This is a genomic window from Pedobacter frigoris, assembly GCF_005116445.1.
Classification (GTDB): domain Bacteria; phylum Bacteroidota; class Bacteroidia; order Sphingobacteriales; family Sphingobacteriaceae; genus Pedobacter; species Pedobacter frigoris.
Genome location: NZ_SWBQ01000004.1, coordinates 432,495 through 453,194, shown reverse-complemented (window position 1 = coordinate 453,194; position 20,700 = coordinate 432,495). Strand labels below are relative to the sequence as shown.

Genomic DNA, 20,700 nt, shown 5'->3' with positions numbered 1-20,700 from the left:
CTATTGAGGAATTCTATACACGCAAGTCCTTAACGTCTTTGCGAAGAATTCATAACCTTTTTCCTTCAGGAAATGATAGATCTTTGAATTGCTGAGGTCATCTACATTAATGGGTTCTTCTACCAGAATCACGTCGGGCTTGTATTTATCCCAGTTGTTCGATTTCAATACCTGAAAATCCAGTCCCTCCACGTCAATACTCATGAAATCAATTTTAGTATCCTTGGGAAGGTAGGTATCAAATACCTCCGATAAAGGCAGCACCTCTATAGGCACTTGTTTGATGATCTTATACTTTGGAGATTCCTTGTCTATGCGCTCAGAAACCTCTTTAGAAAAACTATTTAAGGCCGGCTCATTGAAACAGTAAAAGTTCATGGAACCACGTGTCTCACCCACACCTATATTGAGATTGATATCCCGTTTTCTGAAAAGATTAAATGCCCTGATCGCCTGCGGAGTTGGTTCAATGTTGATTCCCTTCCATCCGCGTTTATAAAAATAGCAGGTATTTGAAAACCTCACCGGATGATGTGCACCTACGTCTACAAAGAAACCTTTGTAACCTTTCTTTGCTTCATAAAGTGCTTTCAGAATCATATCCTCACCGTCCTGTGAATAAGACGTTGTCGAACTTAAATAATAAACAGGAAGGTATTTAGCGATCAGCTTCTTTAACATAAACTCTTTTAGATTTTCGGTAAAAATACATTTAAGACGCTATTCTGCACGCTGTTATTTAACATTTTTTTAACCACTGAAAAGAACGGCTCTGACAATCACCAGATAAATAATATCTTTACACTCATTTTATACCTGAAATCTACACAACTGCAATCCTATTATGCAAACCTTTGCCCCTATTGCGCTATTTGTTTACAACCGTCCGCAGCACACCGCACGTACGTTAAAGTTTTTAGCTCAAAATGAGCTGGCTGCGGAAAGCCGGCTGTTCATTTTTTCTGACGGCTTCAAATCTGCCGCCGATGAAGCAAGCGTAAATGAAGTGAGGGAATTGCTGAAAACGGTAGAGGGTTTTAAATCTGTCGAAGTCATTGAGCGCAGCCAAAACATGGGGCTAGCCAATTCTATCATTGCAGGAGTCAGCAAACTGACAGCAGATTATGGACAGGTTATTGTTTTTGAAGATGACCTCATCAGTTCTCCGCACACCCTTACTTACTTTAACGAGGCTTTAGAGCGCTACCGCGACGAAGAAAAAGTTATGCACATTGGTGCCTATATGTACAGTTTGAAAGATGCAGAGCTGCCGGAAACCTTCTTTTACAGAGCTGCTACCAGCTGGGGATGGGCTACATGGGACAGGGCATGGCAGCATTTTGAACCAAATATAGACACGCTGATGTCTCAATTTGACGGCGCCAAAAAAAGTGCTTTCTCTATAGAGCATACCATGAATTTCTGGAAACAAATGCAGGATTTCAAAAATGGACGTAACAATTCATGGGCGATCAGGTGGTATGCATCCATATTTTTGAAAGGCGGACTGACCCTCAATCCCTCACATTCGCTGGTTAATAACATAGGTCATGACGGCACCGGAATACACTCAGGCATCAATGACATCTACAATGTGATCATCAATCCCAAGCCCATTGTGCATTTCCCGGAAGAGATCAAAGAAAATAAGAAGGCTTACGAAGCCATTAAAGCATTCCTGGCCAATAGAAAAGGTACGCTTTGGCAAAGGATCAAACGCTATGTCATACAGCGCCTTAAATAAGGCTATGGCTTTCTGGCTTCTAAGATGATGTATGGCGACAGCTGCCTGGAATCAAAAGGAATTATTTTTGTAAACACTTTACCTGCAAGCCACATCGTTTTCTTCAGTATTCTTACAGCAGCAGGTTTCTGGCTTTCATTCTCAAACCATAAGCTGAACCGGCCAAAATAACGTGACTGAACTACACTGAGCCCTGCTTTTTCACAAATTTCCCGCAGCAACTGTGGGTCCATGCAATTGATATTGTGCTTGTCATAGTTTTCCTTGTCGAAGGACTTTTGGAACCAGCCATTTAACGCCCTGAAATTCGGCAAAGTAATAAACAGTGTACCACCTGGCTTTACAAAAGAAATATGTCTGTTGATGATATCTGCAGTATCATTAAAATGCTCAATCAATCCACAGGAAAGTACCAGGTCAAACTGCTGCTTAGGAGTATAATTGAACAGATCTGTTTCGACGATGTGCACATCCGCAGCCTTCAGCTGGTTGGCCTCCAATAAAGCGTTGGTAACCGGCTGATGAACAAAATAGTCCAGCAGGGTTACATCCAGTTTAAAATACCTTTTCAAAAATACGGCATAATAGCCCGGAAATCCGCCAAGCTCAATAGCTGTTTCTACGCCCTGTTGTTTTATAATCGAAGCAAGCTGCTCATGAAATAAATAATTTGCAGGAATATTTACCGACAACCCGGTCTTACTCTCCCAGTAATTCACCCAAAACTGTCTGTCCGTTAACAGGTTATCCATATTGCAAATGTTATTTTTATTTTAAGCCGCTTAAAAGCACCAACTACAGGGCAGCGAAAATACACAAGAGTTTTAATAAAGGTTTAAAATAATATGTAATTTTCAGCGTCATGATTCTTTAAATTTATCTAAGTTTGATCAGTTGAAAGTAGTACACCTAAATACATACGAAGGTAATGGAGGCGCCGGAAGGGCCTGCATGAGGCTAAATGATGCACTAAACGATAGCGGTGCAGATTCTAAAGTAATGGTCTACTTTCAGTTCAAAGAAAGCGACAAAGCAGGTAGTTTCAGTAAAAGTCCCTTCCAGAAAGCCAAAGCTATTTTCAATATCCTTTCGGAAAGATATCTATCAAAAGCCGTTTCAAAAGCTTTAAAGACACCGTTTTCATTACAATGGTTTGGACGTTCCGTCATCAATCACCCTAGTTTAAAGGAAGCGGATATCATACATTTGCACTGGGTAAATCATGGCTTCCTTTCTCCTAAATTCCTTGCCCAGCTCGATGAACTGGAAAAACCAATTGTATGGACATTCCACGACAGCAATGCCTTTACCGGAGGCTGCCATGTCCGCTATTCCTGCGAAAACTATTTCAAGGAATGTGGTTTTTGTCCGCTGCTAAAAATGAGCGGTGAGGATGATTTCTCCCATAAAACCTGGCTGCGCAAAAAGAAAGCCTATTCAGAAATGAATTGTCACATTGTAGCGCCCAGCAGATGGATGGCAGATTCAGTGAAGTTAAGTTCGCTTATGGGATCCAGAAAAGTAACGGTGATCCCCAATACTATTGAAACCAATGTGTTTAAACCCTATGTAAAAGCAGAGGCTAAAAAAATCTTAAAGATTAATCCCGAAAAGTTTGTATTGATGAGCGGTTTTATGCCCTCAAAAAATGACAAACACAAGGGGACTTCATACCTGATAGATGCTTTAAATGACCTCGCTACGAGGCCTGGAATTATAAAAGAAAACATTGAACTGGTCATATTCGGTAATAAAGACACTACTGATATGCCTGAGTTCCCATTCAAGACCACATTTCTGGGTACCATCAGCAATGATGATCATCTGGCTAAATGCTACTCAGCTGCTGATGTCTTCATCACACCTTCTTTGGAAGATAACCTTCCAAATACAGTAATGGAAAGCCTTTCCTGCGCTACTCCTGTAGTCGCCTTTAAAACGGGGGGTATTCCTGATATGGTCAGGCATCTTGAGAATGGGTATCTAGCCGACTATCAGTCCTCAGAAGACCTCGCTACCGGCATTGAATGGCTATATCATGAGGATAATGGCCCGGATATTCAAAAAGAAGCAAGAAGAACAATATTAACTCAATTTTCAGAATCGGTTATTGCAGAAAAACACTTATTATTGTATCAGTCACTTTTAGATCTCCAACCCAAGTAATTTTAGTATTTAAGCCGCATGCAGCCAAAGTTAAGTGTCATCACGATCGTTTATAATAATGTAAAAGATATTGAGCGCACCATGCTTTCTGTTCTCAATCAAACCTACCCCAACATTGAGTACATCCTCATTGACGGAGCTTCAACAGACGGCACCAGAGACGTGATCTATAAATATCAATCAAAGCTTGCACAATTCACTTCCGAGCCTGATAAAGGGATTTATGATGCGATGAATAAAGGACTGGCACTTGCAACCGGCGACTATGTGCTATTTATGAATTCTGGCGATGAAATCTATTCCTATGAAACGGTAACTGAGGTATTTGATTCCGCAGCATCTGCCGACATTTATTACGGTGAAACCGAAATGTTCAATGAGCAATGGCAAAGTCTGGGACAACGGAGGCATCATGCGCCAGAGCATTTTGACTGGAAAAGCTTTAAATATGGCATGAGCATCAGTCACCAGGCCATCTATGTGAAGCGTAACCTTGCCCAGCCCTATGACCTGAAATACAAATACAGTTCAGATATAGACTGGATCATCAAAGCAGCGAAAAATGCATCCAGCATCGTAAATACACACACCTATGTAGCCAAATATCTGGTAGGCGGCATTTCTAAAAAGAAACACCTCGCCAGTCTGAAAGAAAGGTTCAGGATTTTTACTAAATATTATGGCCTGATCCCCAACCTCATCAATCACATCGTTATAGCGGCCAGCTTAGCCACTTATTTTATCCGCCACCGCAAAACCAACGATTAAAAAGCAATCGTTTAAGGATTAGTAGACCACAGCCCTGCTTCCTTCACAAACACCCTTCTGTTGAGTTTCAACTGTGCCACAATCAGTTCAGCAAAATCTTCCGGCTGCATCACGCGGTCCGGATTCCCGTCTGTAAGGTTGAGATCCTTTGCCATATCTGTAGCTACCGTACTTGGGAGCATTGTACTTACACGGATGTTATGTTTGCGAACCTCCTGCATCAATGATTCTGACATGCCAATCAATCCGAATTTTGAAGCACTGTATGCGCTCGTTACCGCAGCACCATTTTTACCTGCAGTAGAAGAAATATTCACAATATCTCCTGTTTTTCTCTCTATCATTTCAGGAAGTACTGCTCTCGTTGCATAATATGCTCCAAACAGGTTGACTTTCACAATCTCTTCCCACTTATCCGGCTCCAAAGCCATAAAAGAACCAAATGAACCTATTCCTGCATTATTGATCAGTATATCTGTAGCACCTAATGCGGACTTTAATGTAGTAACTGCTGCATTCACCTCATCAATTGACGCGATATTCGCTGTGGCAATCGCAGTTCTTACTCCATATGGTTTAAGTTCTTCTGCTACACTTTCGAGATCCGATGCTGTTCTGGCCAGCAAACCTATATTTACACCTTCCTGCGCTAGTGCAATAGCGATTGCACGTCCTATACCTTTTCCGGCTCCTGTAATTATTGCGTTCTTACCTTTTAATGATTCCATAGTATCTTGTTTTAAAATGGGGTTTCCTGTATTAAAACACAAAAATACCAAAAACAAAAGCCTGTTTCTTGCGAAACAGGCTTTATGACTTATCAATAGAAAAAGTTCCTATTTATACTAATTTATTGACTTTACGTGCAGCTTCAGTTAAGTGAATTTTACGTAAACGCATGCTCAACGGAGTTACCTCGATGTACTCATCAGCCTGGATGTATTCCATAGCCTCTTCCAAAGAGAATTTAATTGCCGGAGCAATACGCTGACTATCATCTGTACCAGAAGCACGCATGTTAGTTAAAGCTTTACCTTTTACAATATTAACAACCAAGTCATTATCACGAATGTGTTCTCCTAAAATTTGTCCTTCGTAGATATCTACTCCCGGATCAACAAAGAAACGACCACGATCCTGTAATTTATCAATTGAATACGCTGTAGTGCTTCCTTTTTCCATAGAAACCAATACACCATTCAATCTACCAGGGATAACACCTTTCCAAGGCTCGTAAGATTTGAAACGGTGAGCCATAATCGCTTCACCACCTGTAGCAGTTAATACGTTATTTCTTAACCCGATGATACCACGTGCGGGAATATCAAATTCTAAGTGTTGCAAATCACCTTTAGGCTCCATCACCAACAAATCACCTTTACGTTGTGTTACCAATTCAATTACTTTACCTGCAACTTCGCCTGGTACATCAACGATTAAAGTTTCGATAGGCTCACATTTTTTACCATCAATTTCTTTGATGATTACCTGTGGTTGACCAACCTGAATTTCGTATCCTTCGCGACGCATCGTCTCGATCAATACTGATAAATGGAGGATACCCCTTCCGTATACTAAATAAGAATCAGGAGATTCAGTCTCAACCACTTTAAGGGCTAAGTTTTTCTCAATTTCTTTGTATAAACGTTCTTTCAATCGCTGAGAAGTTACAAATTTACCTTCTTTACCAAAAAATGGTGAGTTATTGATCGTGAACAACATGTTCATCGTTGGCTCATCAATTTTGATTACAGGCAATTGCTCTGGAGCTTCGAAATCAGCAATGGTATCACCGATATCAAAACCATCAATACCTACAACTGCGCAGATATCACCAGATTTTACTTCAGTGGCACGGATTTTACCTAAGCCTTCAAAAGTATATAATTCTTTTACCCTTGATTTAACCATTTTACCATCACGTTTGATCAAAGTAACCGGTTGGTTTTCTTTGATGCTACCACGGTGAACACGGCCAATTGCGATACGACCCACGAAAGATGAATAATCTAACGAAGTGATCTGCATTTGCAATGTACCATCATTAACCGGCGCAGGAGGGATATTTGCAACTACTGCATCTAACAATGCGAAGATATCAGTAGTAGGTACTTTCCAGTCAGTACTCATCCATCCTTGTTTAGATGAACCGTAGATTACCGGAAAATCAAGTTGCTCTTCTGTTGCTTCCAAGTTGAAGAACAATTCGAAGATCTGCTCGTAAACTTCTTCAGGGCGACAATTTTCTTTATCAACTTTATTTACAACAACAATAGGTTTTAAGCCTAAAGCCAAAGCTTTTTGAGTTACGAAACGTGTTTGAGGCATGGCGCCTTCAAAAGCATCACACAATAACAATACACCATCAGCCATTTTCAATACACGCTCTACCTCACCACCGAAATCGGCGTGACCAGGGGTATCAATAATGTTGATTTTAACGTCCTTATACTGAACCGAAACGTTTTTTGACACGATGGTAATACCGCGCTCACGCTCCAAATCATTGTTGTCAAGTATTAAGTCTCCCGATTGTTCATTATCGCGGAAGATTGAACAAGAGTGTAAGATCTTATCGACCAGTGTAGTTTTACCGTGGTCAACGTGGGCTATGATAGCTATATTTCTTATTTTTTGCATAAAATGCTACTAATTTTTGGCGCAAAGATAAGATTAATTATCGAGATTTCAGCACATTAGTTAGTGTGGATTTTACATTTAGCGCAAAACATCAAGTTCAAAACGTTTTTCAATATGAAATTATCAATTTATCCACTGAGCTGAGTATTAGTTCACGGTGTGCAGATATTCAACTTTGTTATTTTTTTGCATTTATCTTACTACAATATTGTCTTTATTTTGCTAAAAGCAAAAGGATAGCAAAACAATAGCAAAAGGAAAGCAAAAGAATAGCAAAAGAAAATATAAGTACATAATAAACACATCTCTGGTAAATACGGGTAAAAAAAACCATACGCATTCTTTTCTGTTGATACTAAAAACTAATCACTATGGAAGATCCAGTTAAAAAAGAACAGCCTAAAAAAAACGGCCTCGATAAATGGAATGACCGCCTGGACAACAACCTCGAACCGGAAAACAAAGGCGATGAACAGGCGGATGAAAATGCCAGGGAATATTCTGAAGAGGAAGGAAGTGGCGACCAGTCGGACGAAAAGGAAAGTTAGTTAAATAATTTCCGCCCAAATGCCCATGTTAAGAAGGCTGGCATCGCTTTGCCCCAGGTAGGCACATCATGCTTACCTCCTACCATTTCAAAATAAGCAATGTCATCTGGTCTTTTGTAACCTTTTTTTAACAATTCTTTGATGACATCAATGGTATCATCTATAGAATCAATGATGAAATTCTTATTCCTGTCGGCCAGCTCGTCTTCAGTACCAGTCATCAGCCAGAATTTAAGTTCTGGTTTCACTTCGGTGTCGATGATCAGCTGATGCAGTATCCTGTCGGCATCTGTATAGCCATCTTTAAGGTCTTTTTTCCTCCACCAAAATGAACCGGAAAAGACACCTACCGCATCAAAATAGTTGTCATTGTTCCAGGCCACATCAAATGCGGTCAACCCGCCGAGAGAAAAACCTGCAAAAGCACGTTTTCCATTGATGGGGAATTGCACTTCTGCCTGAACAAATGGAATCAGTTCTTTAATGATGAAATCTGTATAAGCCGCTGCTTTGCTACCCCTGCCTAGAAAATCTGGAACACTGGCAACGCCGTATTCCTGAATCCTGTCTTTTGAAGCCTTGATGGCCACAACTACAAGGGCATCTATCCTGTTCTGATTGTAAAGTGTAGATAAGGTATTTTGCAAATCCAACACTTCAGCATCCTGACCATCATTTAGCAACAACAGATTGAGCGTTTCATTGCCCAAAAGATTGTCCGGAGTAAAAATCTCCAGTTCCACTTCCCTTTTCAGGTAAACAGACTTTATGGTTTTCTCAGTTTTTATAATTTCAGCTGACAGCATGGTGGTGTACATAATCGGCAATCCCCTTTCTCACAATTTTGGCACAAAGGTACTATTATCAGCAAAATATATTTACAGGCTGGGCAATATAATTTGATCATTGGATGATTTTGACGCTCATCTAACCATTTCAGCCAATCGCCGGCCTTGCATCATCCGACTCATTTTAACCTTTAAAGCAAAAGCTTATACAGGTCTGGTTAAAATGCGGATTTACAGCAACAAAAGCCTTTTTTATTTTGTTTTTAATATTGTTTATTTCCTATCTTATAGCATCTAAATTTTACATTATGAAAGAGGAATACAAGAAATGGTATAGCCCTAATCTAAACGCCGACTTTGAACTACTGGCTTTTGGACACAGCGGACACCCTGTGCTTCTTTTTCCAACCAGTATGGGCAGGTATTTTGAAAATAAGGATTTCAAAATGATGGAGTCTATCCAATGGTTTATTGATGAGGGGAAAGTGAAGGTTTATTGTGTGGATGGCATTGATAAAATGAGCTGGTATAATAAAGGTGTTCATCCGGCCGACCGGGTCAAAAATCACATCTGGTATGATAAATTGCTCCTGGAAGAAGTAGTTCCGATGGCAAAACATGAAACGGGACACGGCAAGGTCATCACTGCAGGATGTAGTTTCGGAGGTTATCATGCCGCCAATTTCGCATTCAGGCACCCATGGACGGTCAGTCATATGTATAGCATGAGTGGTGCATTTGACATCAGAGGGCAGTTGGACGGGTTTTATAATGATGATGTTTATTTCAATAACCCTGTTGATTTCTTGCCGAATGACGGTAATCCTGAATTGTGGCAGATGAAAATTGTGCTCGGAACATCGGATAGGGATATGTGCAGGGGGGACAATGAACGTCTTTCAGAGATCCTGAACCAGAAAGGCATCAATCACTGGCTGGACATCAGACAGAATGCAGATCACGATTGGCCTATCTGGCGACAGATGCTCCCGGAGTATTTATCGCAGCTGTGAAAGGGACTATGAACTCAATTATAGGCAGCCCCTATGTAAAAGCATAAGACAATGCTAATATTGACTTAACAATTAAAAGAGAAATTTTGACAATCTCTAAAAAAACATCTAACAACCTCTAAAAAACAACAATAACTATGAAAAAAATTGGAATCTTATTTGGCAGGGAAAGGTCATTCCCGGAAGCTTTTGTGAAGCGTGTAAATGAACTCGCAGGAAAAGAGTTCAAAGCTGAATTTGTAAATATCGACAGGATATTTCAGGCGGAGCCTCTGGATTATGCTGTGATTATAGACCGCATTTCTCAGGATGTACCCTTTTACCGTTCGGCTTTAAAAAATGCAGCAATCACAGGGACTGCAGTGATAAATAATCCGTTCTGGTGGAGTGCTGATGAAAAATTCTTCAATAATGCGCTGGCCATAAAAATTGGGGTACCTGTGCCAAAAACGGCGTTGATCCCTTCTTATGAACAGCCTGATGACACAACGGATGCATCTTTCAGCAACCTTGCCTTTCCGCTGGACTGGGACGGCATTTTTGAATACACAGGCTTCCCAGCTTACATGAAGCCTTTCGATGGCGGAGGGTGGAAAGAGGTATACAAGTTGCATGACAAAGAGGATTTCTTTGACAAACACAGTCAGACCAAACAAACGGTAATGATGCTCCAGGAAGAGATCGTCTTTGATGAATATTTCAGGTGCTATTGCATCGGCGGAAAGTATGTGAAGATCATGCAGTATGAACCGCGTAATCCTTTCCATTTACGCTACCAGGTAGATACTCCTCCTTCAAGCGAGAAGCTGTTGGCTACAATTCATGATTATGTACTGAAGCTGAACAAATATCTGGGCTATGATTTCAATACTGTAGAGTTTGCGGTACGCGATGGCATTCCTTATGCGATTGACTTCTGTAACCCTGCTCCGGATGCGGAAGTGACCAGTGTGGGCCAGGAAAACTTTGACTGGGTAGTAGAACATGCTGCCCTATATGCAATTGAAAGAGCAAGGGCACAGGTAGAAGGACAGGACAACCTGACCTGGGGTGAGTATGTGAAAACTTCTTCGTCTGGTTTGCCTCTGGTAGGAAAAGCTGCTGCTGAAAAGCCAGCTCCGGCAAAGGCAGCCGCTAAACCAACTACTGTAAAAAAAGCTCCGGCTAAAAAGAAATAAGTTATGATGAATGATTTTACGCTCGGTGTTGAGGAAGAATACATGGTTGTAGACCCTGTAACCAGGGAACTCACATCGCATGACCAGAAAATAGTAGAAGCCGCACAGAAGATCCATAAGGATCAGGTGAAGGCCGAGATGCACCAGGCTGTGGTGGAAGTAGGAACGGGAATTTGCAAGAATACAGATCAGGCACGCACCGAAATCTCCCAGTTGAGGTATACGGTATCGCAGCTTGCAGGGGAACAGGGGCTGCGCATTGGCGCAGCAGGTACGCATCCTTTTTCTCATTGGGAGAAACAGTTGATCACAGAGCATCCGCGTTATAGTGAAATTGTAAATGAACTGCAGGAAGCTGCTCGGTCAAACCTGATTTTCGGTTTGCATGTGCATGTGGGGTTTCAATCGCGCGAACTCGCTATACACATTGCCAATCAGGTAAGGTATTTCCTGCCGCATGTGTTTGCATTGTCTACAAACTCTCCCTTCTGGGAAAGCAGGAATACGGGATATAAGTCATTCAGGACTAAGGTCTTTGATAAGTTTCCGCGCACAGGGATTCCGGACATTTTTAACAGCATTGAAGATTATGACAATTATGTGAAATTGCTGATCAAGACGAACAGTATCGACAATGCCAAGAAGATCTGGTGGGACATCAGGGTACACCCTTTCTTTGAAACGATTGAATTCAGGATCTGCGACTGTCCGATGCTGATTGATGAGACGATGGCTTTCGTGGCCTTGTTTCAGGCACTATGTGCGAAATTGTACAAGCTAAGGCTGCAAAACCTCAATTTCATCAGCTATTCAAGAGCCCTGATCAATGAGAACAAATGGCGTGCAGCGCGCTATGGCATCGACGGAAACCTGATTGATTTTGGAAAGGAAATGGAGGTAAATTGCCGGAACCTGGTGCTGGAATTACTGGATTTTATTGATGACGTAGTGGACGATCTGGGCTGCAGAAATGAGATCAATTATGTGCACAAGATACTGGAAAACGGAACGGGAGCCGACAGGCAATTGGCTGTTTACGAACAAAGTGGTAACTTTGAGGCCGTAGTAGATTACATTACTACTCAAACGTTAATAGGAGCAAAATAGTGAGTTCAACTGGAAAAAATAAGGTGAGGGTTGCCGTTATCGATATGAATAACGGTGCTCCGAACCAGGGGATGCGTGGGATACAGGAGATCTTATTACGCTATAAGGAGCATTGTCAGGAGGATACGGGTATCGACATGTCTTTTGAGATCTTTGATTTGAGGCAAAAGGGAGAGATTCCTTCGCTGTCTTTTGACATTTACATCTCGAGTGGCGGCCCGGGAAGTCCGTATGACGGCGAGGGACAAAAATGGGAAAATGACTTCTTTGATTTGCTTAATGCTATTGAAGCACATAATCTGAGCAGCGATCATAAAAAGCATGTATTCCTGATCTGTCACTCTTTTCAGATGGCATGCCGGAAATATAATGCTGGCAAGGTAGTCCGCAGGCGCTCTACAGCTTTTGGTATATTCCCTGTTTTCTTAACAGAAGAGGGTGAAGAAGACGTGATTTTTAATGGTTTACCAAACCCTTTTTACACAGTAGATAGCCGCGACTGGCAGGTGATCAATCCTGATGATCTGGCTTTCTCAAATTCAGATGCAACGGTATTGGCATTGGAAAAAGAACGCCCTCATGTAGATTTGGAGCGCTGTGTAATGTCTGTGCGATTTACAAAAGAGATTGTCGGTACTCAGTTCCATCCTGAAGCAGATCCTGTAGGCATGAAAATGTACCTGCTGAGAGATGATAAGAAAAATGCTATTGTAGAAAACCATGGCGAGCATAAATATAACGATATGCTTTTGAGCCTGGACAATCCAAATAAGATCAAGCTTACTCAAAGCATTATTTTACCAAACTTTTTAAATGAGGCTGTAAATGCCTTGCAGGAAGCATAATTATGATCAGCAAATACAGGAAACAATTTAACAGCAGTTTTTCGGAACAGAAATACAAAGATTTCCTGAATGCATTGGGAGAGGGATTTCCTGAAATTCCTTTCAGGGTAGCGGAAACCCCTATCTTTCTTCCGGCAGACCTCGTATCTAAATTGGTTGAGGCCGGAGCAGAAATTATAAAGTTGATCCAACAGCCGAATTTCGGGGAACTGACCAAAGGTTCAATTCCTGCGCAATGGAATGTGCCCAATGAAAATAGCCAGCCACATTTCCTAACTTTCGATTTCGGAATCTGTAAAGATGAAAAGGGAGATTTGGTGCCCAAACTGATCGAAATGCAGGGATTCCCTTCGTTATACGGGTTTCAGGCTGTTTTAGGAAAAGCTTATAAAGAGGCTTATGGCTTAGCTAGTAGCCTGACTCCTTTTCTCAATGGTTTTGATGAAGAAAGCTATATTGCCCTGCTGAAAAAAGTGATACTGGGAGATTGCGAACCACATGAAGTGGCGCTTATGGATATTGATGCCCTGGAGCAAAAAACAGCCATAGATTTCTATATCACGCAAGGGTATTTAGGAATAAAGATCCTGGGGCTGACAGATATTTTTAAGGAAGGGAATTCGCTGTATTATAGAGAAGGCGGTGAGAAGATCAAATTGAAGAGAATATACAACCGCCTGATTTTTGATGAAATTGCTGATAAGACTGATCTTTTTAAGGAGAGCTTTGATCCCCGCGAGGAACTGGATATAGAATGGGTAACGCATCCGAACTGGTTTTACCGCATCAGTAAATACACCATGCCTTTTTTGAAGAGCGAATTTGTACCGGAGACGTATTTTTTGAATGAACTGGATGCTGTACCTGCTGATTTGGAAAACTATGTATTGAAACCCTTATTTTCTTTTGCAGGGATGGGAGTTATCATTGATGTCAGTATTTCAGATATCGAGGCTATTAAAGATCCGGAAAACTGGATCTTACAGAAAAAAGTGGTTTATGAGCCTGTAGTGCAGGCTCCGGATGGAGGGGTAAAAGCAGAAATCAGATTGATGTACCTGTGGCCCGATGGAGGAGAGCCTCAATTGTGTATTAATCTGGCACGACTAAGCCGGGGAAAAATGATTGGCGTACGCTACAATAAAGATTTTGACTGGGTGGGTGGTACAATTGGCTTGGTGGAAGGCGAATAATTTACAATTGACAGACCCCGATTACCTGCTGGCATACTAAATTTGTAATATGGATATTCAAACTATATTGGTGATCTTACTTTTTGCAGCCGCTGTATTTTATGTGGGCCGAATTGTGTATCGCTCGGTTTCTCCTAAAAAAGGAGGCTGCGGGAGCAACTGTAAATGCGGTGTAGATTTTTCCAATATCAATCCAGACAAGAAATAGATTTCATCTATAACCACCATGCTCGAACCTTTCAAAGCCTATTTACAACAGAGAGTTGACCTGACTGACGAACAATTTAGTCTGATTTCCGAAAAGCTTAAAGTAAAAAGCTTTGATAAAAATGAAATGATCCTGATGAAGGGTGATGTTTCGTCTTATGGTTTTTTTGTGTTGAGCGGATTACTTCGCAGTTATTCCATAGACAGTAAGGGAAAAACACACATCATACAATTCGCTCCCGAGCAGTGGTGGCTGACCGAACGTAACGGAATGCTGTTTAGTGAGCCTTCTGATTTCTTTATTGATGCGATAGAGCCTACTAAAGCTGTCATCCTACATAAAGATTTCATGAATGAAACGGCTAAACATGTCCCCTGCATGAACGACCTCAACAATACCATGCTGAACAACTCCATACGGTTCATGCAAAAACGGATCAATATGCTGCTAAGTGCTACAGCCGAGGAGCGTTACCTGAATTTTATAAAGCTATATCCTAACCTGACTTTAAGGGTGCCTCAGTGGATGATTGCCTCCTATCTCGGCATTACGCCAGAATCGCTGAGCAGGGTACGTAAGGACTTAGCGCATAAGCATTTCAAACCTTAACACGTTTCTTATCATAGGTCAATGCCGGACTAATACATACGCCGTAATTTTGTGTTGTTAATTAAAAAGAATCAACTCAAAAAACAATATTATGGCGACTACAAAATGGGCATTAGACCCAACCCACAGTGAACTTCAGTTTAAAGTAAAACACTTAATGATCACTACTGTAACAGGTAGCCTTACTTCCTTCAATGCTTCATTGGAATCAGAAACTGATGATTTCGAAAATGCTAAAGTTTCTTTTGAAGCTGAAACAGGATCGATTGATACAGGCAACAAAGACAGAGACAACCACTTAAAAAGCGGTGATTTCTTTGACGCTGAAAAATATCCTGCTATCAAATTCACTTCTACTTCTTTAAACCAGGATGGCGAAGACTATATCTTGAAAGGCAATTTGACCATTAAAGATGTAACTAAACCAGTAAAATTGAACGTAGAGTTTGGTGGTATCGCTACTGATCCATGGGGAAACACCAAAGCTGGATTTACATTGGCAGGAAAGATCAACAGAACTGATTTTGGACTGACCTGGAATGCGGCACTCGAAACCGGCGGCGTAATGGTGAGTGAGGAAGTTAAAATAGTAGGCGAATTACAATTCGTAAAACAAGCCTAAGAATTTATAAATAAGCATCCAGTCAAAAAAACAGAGAGGAGACAAAATGGAAGCAAATATTAAAAACGTGTCGGCCATATTGAATGCGCCGGCACCTCATATGGTCGGTGATGGATTTAGGGTTCATAATTTCTTTCCCAGCGGATACAGAATAAAAATGAGTCCCTTCTTTATGCTTGATTACAATGCAAAAATAGAGTTTTCGGCACGCAATGAACCGAGGGGTGTTGGTGTACATCCGCACCGCGGTTTTGAAACCGTAACAATTGCTTATCATGGGGCAGTTGCACATCATGACAGTGCAGGAAATAGCGGCGTGATTTACCCGGGAGATGTTCAATGGATGACTGCCGCTGGAGGTATTTTACACAAAGAATACCATGAAGAGGAATTCAGTAAAAAGGGCGGTGCTTTTCAGATGGTACAACTTTGGGTAAACCTGCCGGCGAAGTACAAAATGAATGCACCAAAGTATCAGGACGTGAAGCATTCCGAAATGGCTAAGTTTGAACTGGAGCATGGACAGGGTTCAATTGAAGTCATTGCAGGAGCATATAAAGGGCTTAACGGTTCGGCTTCTACCTTTTCTCCTCTACACTTGTACAATGCGAAACTGAATAAGGGCGAGAAAGCTTCATTTAGCTTCCCTGCAAACTACAACACAGGTTTTGTGATCATAGAAGGGAGCATTTTGATAAATGGCACAGAGACCGCTAAAACCGACCAGTTTGTACATTTTAAAAATGAGGGCTCTGAGATTGAGATCGAAGCGCTTGAAAATGCGGTAGTACTGGTATTGAGTGGCGAGCCTATAGATGAAACTATCGCACAGTACGGTCCATTTTTGATGAATACCGCCGAGGAAATTCAGGAAGCAATCAGTGATTATAACCAGGGGAAATTTGGCTATTTAGAAGATTAAAATAACCGTTCTCTTCGAAGACTGCATCTGCTGAAGCTTCGCAACACCAGCGCTAAGGTCTTCTCTGAGAAGGTGATTTTACAGGCAAACGTAAAAAGGCAAGATGTGAATGCATCCTGCCTTTTTACGTTTGCTATCTGCACTTTTCCGGAGAAAAATTACCTTCTCAGAGAAGACATTGTCAGGTATGTGACCAAAGGAAACTTAGCTGGCGCAGTCTTCGAAGAGAACGGTTATTTTTCCTTTTCAATAAGACAAACCGCATATGCCACCACACCTTCTTCCCGTCCGATAAAACCCATTTGCTCGTTGGTCGTTGCTTTTATGGAGATATCATCAACGGAAATACCTATGGCATCTGCAATGTTTTGTTGCATTGCCGGAATATGGGGGTTAATTTTTGGTGCTTCAAGACAAAGCATCGCATCGATATTACCTATTTCAAATCCTTTTTCTTTCAGCAACTTTACGCTCTCCTGCAATAAGACGATACTGCTGATCCCTTTCCATCTTGGGTCAGTATTCTTAAAATGAAAGCCAATATCACGCAGGTTGGCAGCACCTAGCAGCGCATCGCAAATGGCATGCAACAGAACATCAGCATCGGAATGTCCAAATGCTCCTTTATGATGCTCCAGGTCAACACCTCCTACGATGAAAGGATGATTATCCTTAAGTTGATGTACGTCAAAACCAAATCCCACTTTAATCTTCATTCTATTCTATATTTTGTAATTTATTGCTGATTGTTTTATTTGGCATCGCCAAAATTAAAGAGCAGCGTAAACCTCAGCGTATTTGCCAAAGGGCTCTTTTGTGCATTTGCCAGTAAATAGGCAAAATCTATATTGAACACATTGTATTTCAATCCCGCCCCTACAGTAAAGTACCTCCTGTCGCCTTTGGTAGGCGCTTCATAGAAATACCCCGCTCTAAAAGCAAATTGCTGGTTGTACCAATATTCCATTCCTGCGGCAACATTTACTTCCCTGACCTCTTCTTTAAAGCCGCCTGGAGCATCAGAAAATGAGCCAAATATGCCGGATGGAACAGAACGGTTAGGATCTTCCCCTGCTACTATGCTTCCGTCTGTATCATAGATCGGTTGTGTAGGCACCAGCAGTTTATTAAAATCAAGTGCGAAGGTAAATTGATTATAATCGTCTATGATAAATGTTGACGCCCCGCCAATCTTAAAGTTAGTCGGTAGGAAACCTCTGTTTTCTCCTCCTCCGACATAGCTGATCTTGGTACCTATATTGGAAATATTGAGTCCCGCAGAGAGTATGGCCTTGGTGCCAAACATTGTGGTGGGCTTCTTAAAATACCCGGAGATGTCAACAGCTACAGCTGTACCCGGTTTTGTTTCCTGTCCGGCGGAAAACTGTCCGGAAGCCAGGTTAGAATAAATGTACCTGACTGCAGTCCCCAACGAGAATGACTCATCAAATTTACGGGCATAAGTTACATCTAACGCAATCTCATTCGGACTATATACACCCTGATCCTGCTGGTTGATATCGACAAACTGAATTTCACCGAGAGAAAAATAACGAAGGGATCCACCAATAGTATTCTTCTCGTCCATTTTATAAAACCCACTTAAATAAGCAAGGTTGATGTCGGGAACAAGGGTTTTCAACCATGGACTATAGGAGGCTGCAAAACCATAGGGCTTATCTAAAAACGCGATTTTAGATGGATTGATGCTCATCGCATTTGCATCAGGATGAACTGCAACCCCGGCATCGCCCATACTCCCTGCCCTTGCATCTGGAGTAATCAGCAAAAAAGGAACCGCAGTAACGATGTTGTTGGGTTGACTCCCATTTGCCTGGGTGCCAGGAGCTACTATCTGGGCAGATAGCTCAGCAGAAACTGTTACTAAAGAAAAAATGCCTAATACAGTTTTTACTAAGTACCTTAAATTCATTTCTTGAAATATTAACTCCTATTGAACGCAAGTTAGCATAGTGTTCATTAATTTCAAAGGATTCGATTCCTTTCGATGATTTTAAGCAGAACTTCCTGATCAAAACACATGGATTGATTAAAAATTCCGCTACTGCTTCAAATCTGGATTTATTTGGCAACATTAAATTTGATTGAATAACAAAGTTTTTTTGGAGCATACCTGTTTTTTTATGTAGTTTTAACAGTTAGAGTAACTATTTACATAGTCCAATGAAAAAAACGTACTTATATTCACTTGCATCTCTTGTGGCTGTAGCTTCCCTTGTCTCCTGCAAATCCAAATCAGGCACATCAGATAAGACAGGGCTGGCATACAACAAAAAAGAATATGGAGGTTTTCAGGTAAATAACAAATTCAAGCGGGGACCAGGTCCGGGTTTGGTAGAAATTGAAGGCGGCGTTTTTGTCATGAGCGGAAGTGCCATTAACGTTCCCGGAGAAGAATTAAGCAATTATAACCATAAAAGAGAAACCACCGTATCTTCATTTTACATGGATGAAACAGAAGTTTCAAATACGAACTGGCTTGAGTACTTAAATTGGATCAGGACGAACTATCCAACAGATTATGAGTATTATTACAATGAGCTTCCGGATACTTTGGTATGGAGAAGACCATTGTCTTATAATGAGCCTTATGTAGACAATTATTTAAGGCATCCTGCCTATCAGGACTATCCTGTCGTGGGTGTAACCTGGGAACAGGCTTCAAGATATTGCGAATGGAGGACTGACAGGGTCAATGAGCTTCTGCTCCGAGAACAGGGTTACATGACCAGTTTCAAGGATTTAAACGGAAGTGGTAATACAGCCGCCGCTACAACAAGCACGGCAACGAAAGCTCCTTTTAATACTGATGCTTATTTAAAAGGTCAGCATGACGACAAAGGAAAAAGAGCGATGAAAGACCTAAGTCCCGGCGCTACAGCTTCTACTACACCAGGCGGCAATGGAGCTCCGACAAGGACGGTAAGACTTGAAGATGGCATTTTAAAACAACCATATCGCTTGCCCACAGAGGCAGAATGGGAATATGCAGCTCTGGGCCTGATTGGAAATACTCAGTATGAAAACATAGCAGAAAATAAAATATATCCATGGAATGGGCTGGGCTTAAGTTCTGCCAAGAAAAAAACCAGGGGACTGATTTTGGCTAACTTTAAAAGAACTAAAGGCGACTATATGGGCGTTGGTGGTTCACTTAATGATAAAGGTGGATTAACTGTACCTGTAAGGTCATATATGCCTAATGATTTCGGCTTGTATAATATGGCCGGAAATGTGAATGAATGGGTGGCCGATGTGTATCGCTCGAAAACATTTGAGGCTGCAGATGCATTCAATCCCTATCGCGGTAACTATTACCAGGATTATAAAGTAGCTGATGCTGCAACAGGAAAAATAGAAATAGACAAGCACAACAGACCTGTGATGACTCCCGCAATATCTGCAAGGAAGCAAACCTGGGCGGAAAAACAAGCTTCTTCAACTGCAGCTGCACAACCTGCTGTAGATTCTCTTGGTAAACCAGTCGCACAAAATACTTACGCAGACCAAAGAGGATACCGCGATAAAGCAAGTGACTTGTATGGAGAGACTACATTAATCAATGACAAATCCAGGGTTTACAAAGGTGGCTCATGGGAAGATCAGGCAATATGGTTAAATCCGGCAGCAAGACGCTTTATGCAGCAGGACGAGTCTACGGCCGACATAGGCTTTAGGTGTGCCATGACGATGCTTGGTGCCTCTGAAATCAGATCCTTCGGCAAGCCTCAATTCAAACCAAAGAACCAAAAGGCTTTTAATGGCCGCAAAAGATAATCGGTTTTTGATAGCCATAAAAAAGGAGCAGTAATTAACTGCTCCTTTTTTGTTTAGCTGAATTGTATCAATATCTCGTTCTTTTCTACTTTGTCTCCCTTTTTGATCAGGATCTTCTTTACAATCCCATCTGTTGGTGATTTGATTATATTCTCCATCTTCATCGCCTCCAATACCAGTAAGCTATCTCCCTTTTGTACCTCCTGTTCTTCTGCTACGATTACATTAAGTACCAGACCCGGCATTGGGGCCTTAATCTCTTTTACTTTGCTGGACTGTGAATTATCCAGTCCAAGTTGTTTAAGTAATTGATCATACTGATCTTCAATCGTTACCTGATATATCCGGCCGTTGACTTTAACCTCAGCCGTTTTATCAGCCTTATTTTCTGACACAAGTTCTATTCTGTACGACTTGTTGTCATAAATAAAATGCGAGTGCCCATCTGCTAGTTTTCTTGAATCTACTGATAGCATCTGGTCATCAACGGTGATTTCGTCGTTATTGATATCCACATTAAAATTGTACTTCTCATTTACCTTTACTTTCAT

22 protein-coding genes are annotated in these 20,700 nt (G+C 41.3%); 14 read left to right on the top strand and 8 right to left on the bottom strand.

The features are described 5' to 3' along the window. Nucleotides 1-681 (bottom strand): FkbM family methyltransferase, encoded by a 681-nt coding sequence (locus tag FA047_RS15725; RefSeq protein WP_136837025.1) that lies wholly within the window; start codon nucleotides 679-681, stop codon nucleotides 1-3. 163 nt (nucleotides 682-844) lie between these two features. Between FA047_RS15725 and FA047_RS15720 the strand changes: the two genes are divergently transcribed. Next, a complete protein-coding gene (locus tag FA047_RS15720; RefSeq protein ID WP_136837024.1) occupies nucleotides 845-1,744 on the top strand; it encodes a glycosyltransferase in 900 nt (299 codons plus the stop codon). 2 nt (nucleotides 1,745-1,746) lie between these two features. Here the strand turns inward: FA047_RS15720 and FA047_RS15715 are convergent, their stop codons facing one another. After that, nucleotides 1,747-2,496: a class I SAM-dependent methyltransferase gene (locus FA047_RS15715; RefSeq protein WP_136837023.1), complete on the bottom strand. Its 750-nt coding sequence runs from the start codon at nucleotides 2,494-2,496 to the stop codon at nucleotides 1,747-1,749. Nucleotides 2,497-2,638: 142 nt separating this feature from the next. Between FA047_RS15715 and FA047_RS15710 the strand changes: the two genes are divergently transcribed. Together FA047_RS15710 and FA047_RS15705 are read left to right on the top strand one after the other, a co-directional pair. Next, the gene (locus tag FA047_RS15710; RefSeq protein ID WP_136837022.1) at nucleotides 2,639-3,910 is read left to right on the top strand and encodes a glycosyltransferase; all 1,272 of its coding nucleotides are present in this window, start codon (nucleotides 2,639-2,641) and stop codon (nucleotides 3,908-3,910) included. Nucleotides 3,911-3,928: 18 nt separating this feature from the next. After that, a complete protein-coding gene (locus FA047_RS15705; RefSeq protein ID WP_136837021.1) occupies nucleotides 3,929-4,678 on the top strand; it encodes a glycosyltransferase family 2 protein in 750 nt (249 codons plus the stop codon). An 11-nt stretch (nucleotides 4,679-4,689) separates the two neighbouring features. Here FA047_RS15705 and FA047_RS15700 read toward each other — a convergent pair whose 3' ends face one another. Beyond that, nucleotides 4,690-5,406: a 3-ketoacyl-ACP reductase gene (locus FA047_RS15700; RefSeq protein ID WP_136837020.1), complete on the bottom strand. Its 717-nt coding sequence runs from the start codon at nucleotides 5,404-5,406 to the stop codon at nucleotides 4,690-4,692. Nucleotides 5,407-5,518: 112 nt separating this feature from the next. After that, nucleotides 5,519-7,318, bottom strand: a complete 1,800-nt coding sequence (typA, locus tag FA047_RS15695) for a translational GTPase TypA (protein WP_136837019.1) — start codon at nucleotides 7,316-7,318, stop codon at nucleotides 5,519-5,521. A gap of 371 nt (nucleotides 7,319-7,689) precedes the next feature. On the opposite strand from typA, the gene FA047_RS20555 reads away from it, so the two are divergent. Then, on the top strand, nucleotides 7,690-7,866 hold the full coding sequence (locus tag FA047_RS20555; protein WP_169304428.1) for a hypothetical protein: 177 nt from the start codon (nucleotides 7,690-7,692) through the stop codon (nucleotides 7,864-7,866). On the opposite strand, the gene FA047_RS15690 is transcribed toward FA047_RS20555, so the two are convergent. Continuing rightward, entirely contained in the window at nucleotides 7,863-8,672 is an 810-nt protein-coding gene (locus tag FA047_RS15690; protein WP_225872754.1) for an alpha/beta hydrolase, read from the bottom strand. The two genes, FA047_RS20555 and FA047_RS15690, sit on opposite strands and share 4 nt — an antisense overlap. A gap of 290 nt (nucleotides 8,673-8,962) precedes the next feature. On the opposite strand from FA047_RS15690, the gene FA047_RS15685 reads away from it, so the two are divergent. The 9 genes from FA047_RS15685 (at nucleotide 8,963) to FA047_RS15645 (ending at nucleotide 16,351) form a co-directional block, all read left to right on the top strand. Continuing rightward, the gene (locus FA047_RS15685; RefSeq protein ID WP_136837018.1) at nucleotides 8,963-9,667 is read left to right on the top strand and encodes an esterase family protein; all 705 of its coding nucleotides are present in this window, start codon (nucleotides 8,963-8,965) and stop codon (nucleotides 9,665-9,667) included. Nucleotides 9,668-9,804: 137 nt separating this feature from the next. Beyond that, nucleotides 9,805-10,845 carry an ATP-grasp domain-containing protein gene (locus FA047_RS15680; RefSeq protein WP_136837017.1) on the top strand — a complete coding sequence of 347 codons (1,041 nt, stop codon included), beginning with the start codon at nucleotides 9,805-9,807 and terminating at the stop codon, nucleotides 10,843-10,845. Between the two features lie 3 nt (nucleotides 10,846-10,848). Further along, nucleotides 10,849-11,952, top strand: coding sequence for a carboxylate-amine ligase (locus FA047_RS15675; protein ID WP_136837016.1), 1,104 nt, complete (start codon nucleotides 10,849-10,851; stop codon nucleotides 11,950-11,952). Next, nucleotides 11,952-12,797 (top strand): type 1 glutamine amidotransferase, encoded by an 846-nt coding sequence (locus FA047_RS15670; RefSeq protein ID WP_225872753.1) that lies wholly within the window; start codon nucleotides 11,952-11,954, stop codon nucleotides 12,795-12,797. Before FA047_RS15675 ends, FA047_RS15670 begins: the two co-directional genes overlap by 1 nt. 2 nt (nucleotides 12,798-12,799) lie before the next feature. Beyond that, nucleotides 12,800-13,990: an ATP-grasp domain-containing protein gene (locus tag FA047_RS15665; protein WP_136837015.1), complete on the top strand. Its 1,191-nt coding sequence runs from the start codon at nucleotides 12,800-12,802 to the stop codon at nucleotides 13,988-13,990. Between the two features lie 49 nt (nucleotides 13,991-14,039). After that, on the top strand, nucleotides 14,040-14,198 hold the full coding sequence (locus FA047_RS15660; protein WP_136837014.1) for a FeoB-associated Cys-rich membrane protein: 159 nt from the start codon (nucleotides 14,040-14,042) through the stop codon (nucleotides 14,196-14,198). Nucleotides 14,199-14,216: 18 nt separating this feature from the next. After that, nucleotides 14,217-14,807: a Crp/Fnr family transcriptional regulator gene (locus FA047_RS15655; protein ID WP_136837013.1), complete on the top strand. Its 591-nt coding sequence runs from the start codon at nucleotides 14,217-14,219 to the stop codon at nucleotides 14,805-14,807. 91 nt (nucleotides 14,808-14,898) lie between these two features. Next, nucleotides 14,899-15,429 (top strand): YceI family protein, encoded by a 531-nt coding sequence (locus FA047_RS15650; RefSeq protein WP_136837012.1) that lies wholly within the window; start codon nucleotides 14,899-14,901, stop codon nucleotides 15,427-15,429. A 46-nt stretch (nucleotides 15,430-15,475) separates the two neighbouring features. Beyond that, the gene (locus tag FA047_RS15645) at nucleotides 15,476-16,351 is read left to right on the top strand and encodes a pirin family protein (RefSeq protein WP_136837011.1); all 876 of its coding nucleotides are present in this window, start codon (nucleotides 15,476-15,478) and stop codon (nucleotides 16,349-16,351) included. Between the two features lie 233 nt (nucleotides 16,352-16,584). Here FA047_RS15645 and ispF read toward each other — a convergent pair whose 3' ends face one another. Continuing rightward, nucleotides 16,585-17,067 (bottom strand): 2-C-methyl-D-erythritol 2,4-cyclodiphosphate synthase, encoded by a 483-nt coding sequence (ispF, locus tag FA047_RS15640; protein ID WP_136837010.1) that lies wholly within the window; start codon nucleotides 17,065-17,067, stop codon nucleotides 16,585-16,587. Nucleotides 17,068-17,102: 35 nt separating this feature from the next. Continuing rightward, entirely contained in the window at nucleotides 17,103-18,284 is a 1,182-nt protein-coding gene (gene porV, locus FA047_RS15635) for a type IX secretion system outer membrane channel protein PorV (RefSeq protein ID WP_136837009.1), read from the bottom strand. 251 nt (nucleotides 18,285-18,535) lie between these two features. Here porV and FA047_RS15630 point away from each other — a divergent pair, with 251 nt between their 5' ends. Next, the gene (locus FA047_RS15630; protein ID WP_136837008.1) at nucleotides 18,536-20,149 is read left to right on the top strand and encodes an SUMF1/EgtB/PvdO family nonheme iron enzyme; all 1,614 of its coding nucleotides are present in this window, start codon (nucleotides 18,536-18,538) and stop codon (nucleotides 20,147-20,149) included. Between the two features lie 53 nt (nucleotides 20,150-20,202). On the opposite strand, the gene FA047_RS15625 is transcribed toward FA047_RS15630, so the two are convergent. Then, nucleotides 20,203-20,700 (bottom strand): acetyl-CoA carboxylase biotin carboxyl carrier protein subunit, encoded by a 498-nt coding sequence (locus tag FA047_RS15625; protein ID WP_136837007.1) that lies wholly within the window; start codon nucleotides 20,698-20,700, stop codon nucleotides 20,203-20,205.

Coding starts and splice junctions, on each gene's coding strand:
- FA047_RS15725 (WP_136837025.1), bottom strand. CDS start 681: ATGTTAAAGAAGCTGATCGCTAAATACCTTCCTGTTTATTATTTAAGT.
- FA047_RS15720 (WP_136837024.1), top strand. CDS start 845: ATGCAAACCTTTGCCCCTATTGCGCTATTTGTTTACAACCGTCCGCAG.
- FA047_RS15715 (WP_136837023.1), bottom strand. CDS start 2,496: ATGGATAACCTGTTAACGGACAGACAGTTTTGGGTGAATTACTGGGAG.
- FA047_RS15705 (WP_136837021.1), top strand. CDS start 3,929: ATGCAGCCAAAGTTAAGTGTCATCACGATCGTTTATAATAATGTAAAA.
- FA047_RS15700 (WP_136837020.1), bottom strand. CDS start 5,406: ATGGAATCATTAAAAGGTAAGAACGCAATAATTACAGGAGCCGGAAAA.
- typA (WP_136837019.1), bottom strand. CDS start 7,318: ATGCAAAAAATAAGAAATATAGCTATCATAGCCCACGTTGACCACGGT.
- FA047_RS20555 (WP_169304428.1), top strand. CDS start 7,690: ATGGAAGATCCAGTTAAAAAAGAACAGCCTAAAAAAAACGGCCTCGAT.
- FA047_RS15690 (WP_225872754.1), bottom strand. CDS start 8,672: ATGCTGTCAGCTGAAATTATAAAAACTGAGAAAACCATAAAGTCTGTT.
- FA047_RS15685 (WP_136837018.1), top strand. CDS start 8,963: ATGAAAGAGGAATACAAGAAATGGTATAGCCCTAATCTAAACGCCGAC.
- FA047_RS15680 (WP_136837017.1), top strand. CDS start 9,805: ATGAAAAAAATTGGAATCTTATTTGGCAGGGAAAGGTCATTCCCGGAA.
- FA047_RS15675 (WP_136837016.1), top strand. CDS start 10,849: ATGATGAATGATTTTACGCTCGGTGTTGAGGAAGAATACATGGTTGTA.
- FA047_RS15665 (WP_136837015.1), top strand. CDS start 12,800: ATGATCAGCAAATACAGGAAACAATTTAACAGCAGTTTTTCGGAACAG.
- FA047_RS15660 (WP_136837014.1), top strand. CDS start 14,040: ATGGATATTCAAACTATATTGGTGATCTTACTTTTTGCAGCCGCTGTA.
- FA047_RS15655 (WP_136837013.1), top strand. CDS start 14,217: ATGCTCGAACCTTTCAAAGCCTATTTACAACAGAGAGTTGACCTGACT.
- FA047_RS15650 (WP_136837012.1), top strand. CDS start 14,899: ATGGCGACTACAAAATGGGCATTAGACCCAACCCACAGTGAACTTCAG.
- FA047_RS15645 (WP_136837011.1), top strand. CDS start 15,476: ATGGAAGCAAATATTAAAAACGTGTCGGCCATATTGAATGCGCCGGCA.
- ispF (WP_136837010.1), bottom strand. CDS start 17,067: ATGAAGATTAAAGTGGGATTTGGTTTTGACGTACATCAACTTAAGGAT.
- porV (WP_136837009.1), bottom strand. CDS start 18,284: ATGAATTTAAGGTACTTAGTAAAAACTGTATTAGGCATTTTTTCTTTA.
- FA047_RS15630 (WP_136837008.1), top strand. CDS start 18,536: ATGAAAAAAACGTACTTATATTCACTTGCATCTCTTGTGGCTGTAGCT.
- FA047_RS15625 (WP_136837007.1), bottom strand. CDS start 20,700: ATGAAAGTAAAGGTAAATGAGAAGTACAATTTTAATGTGGATATCAAT.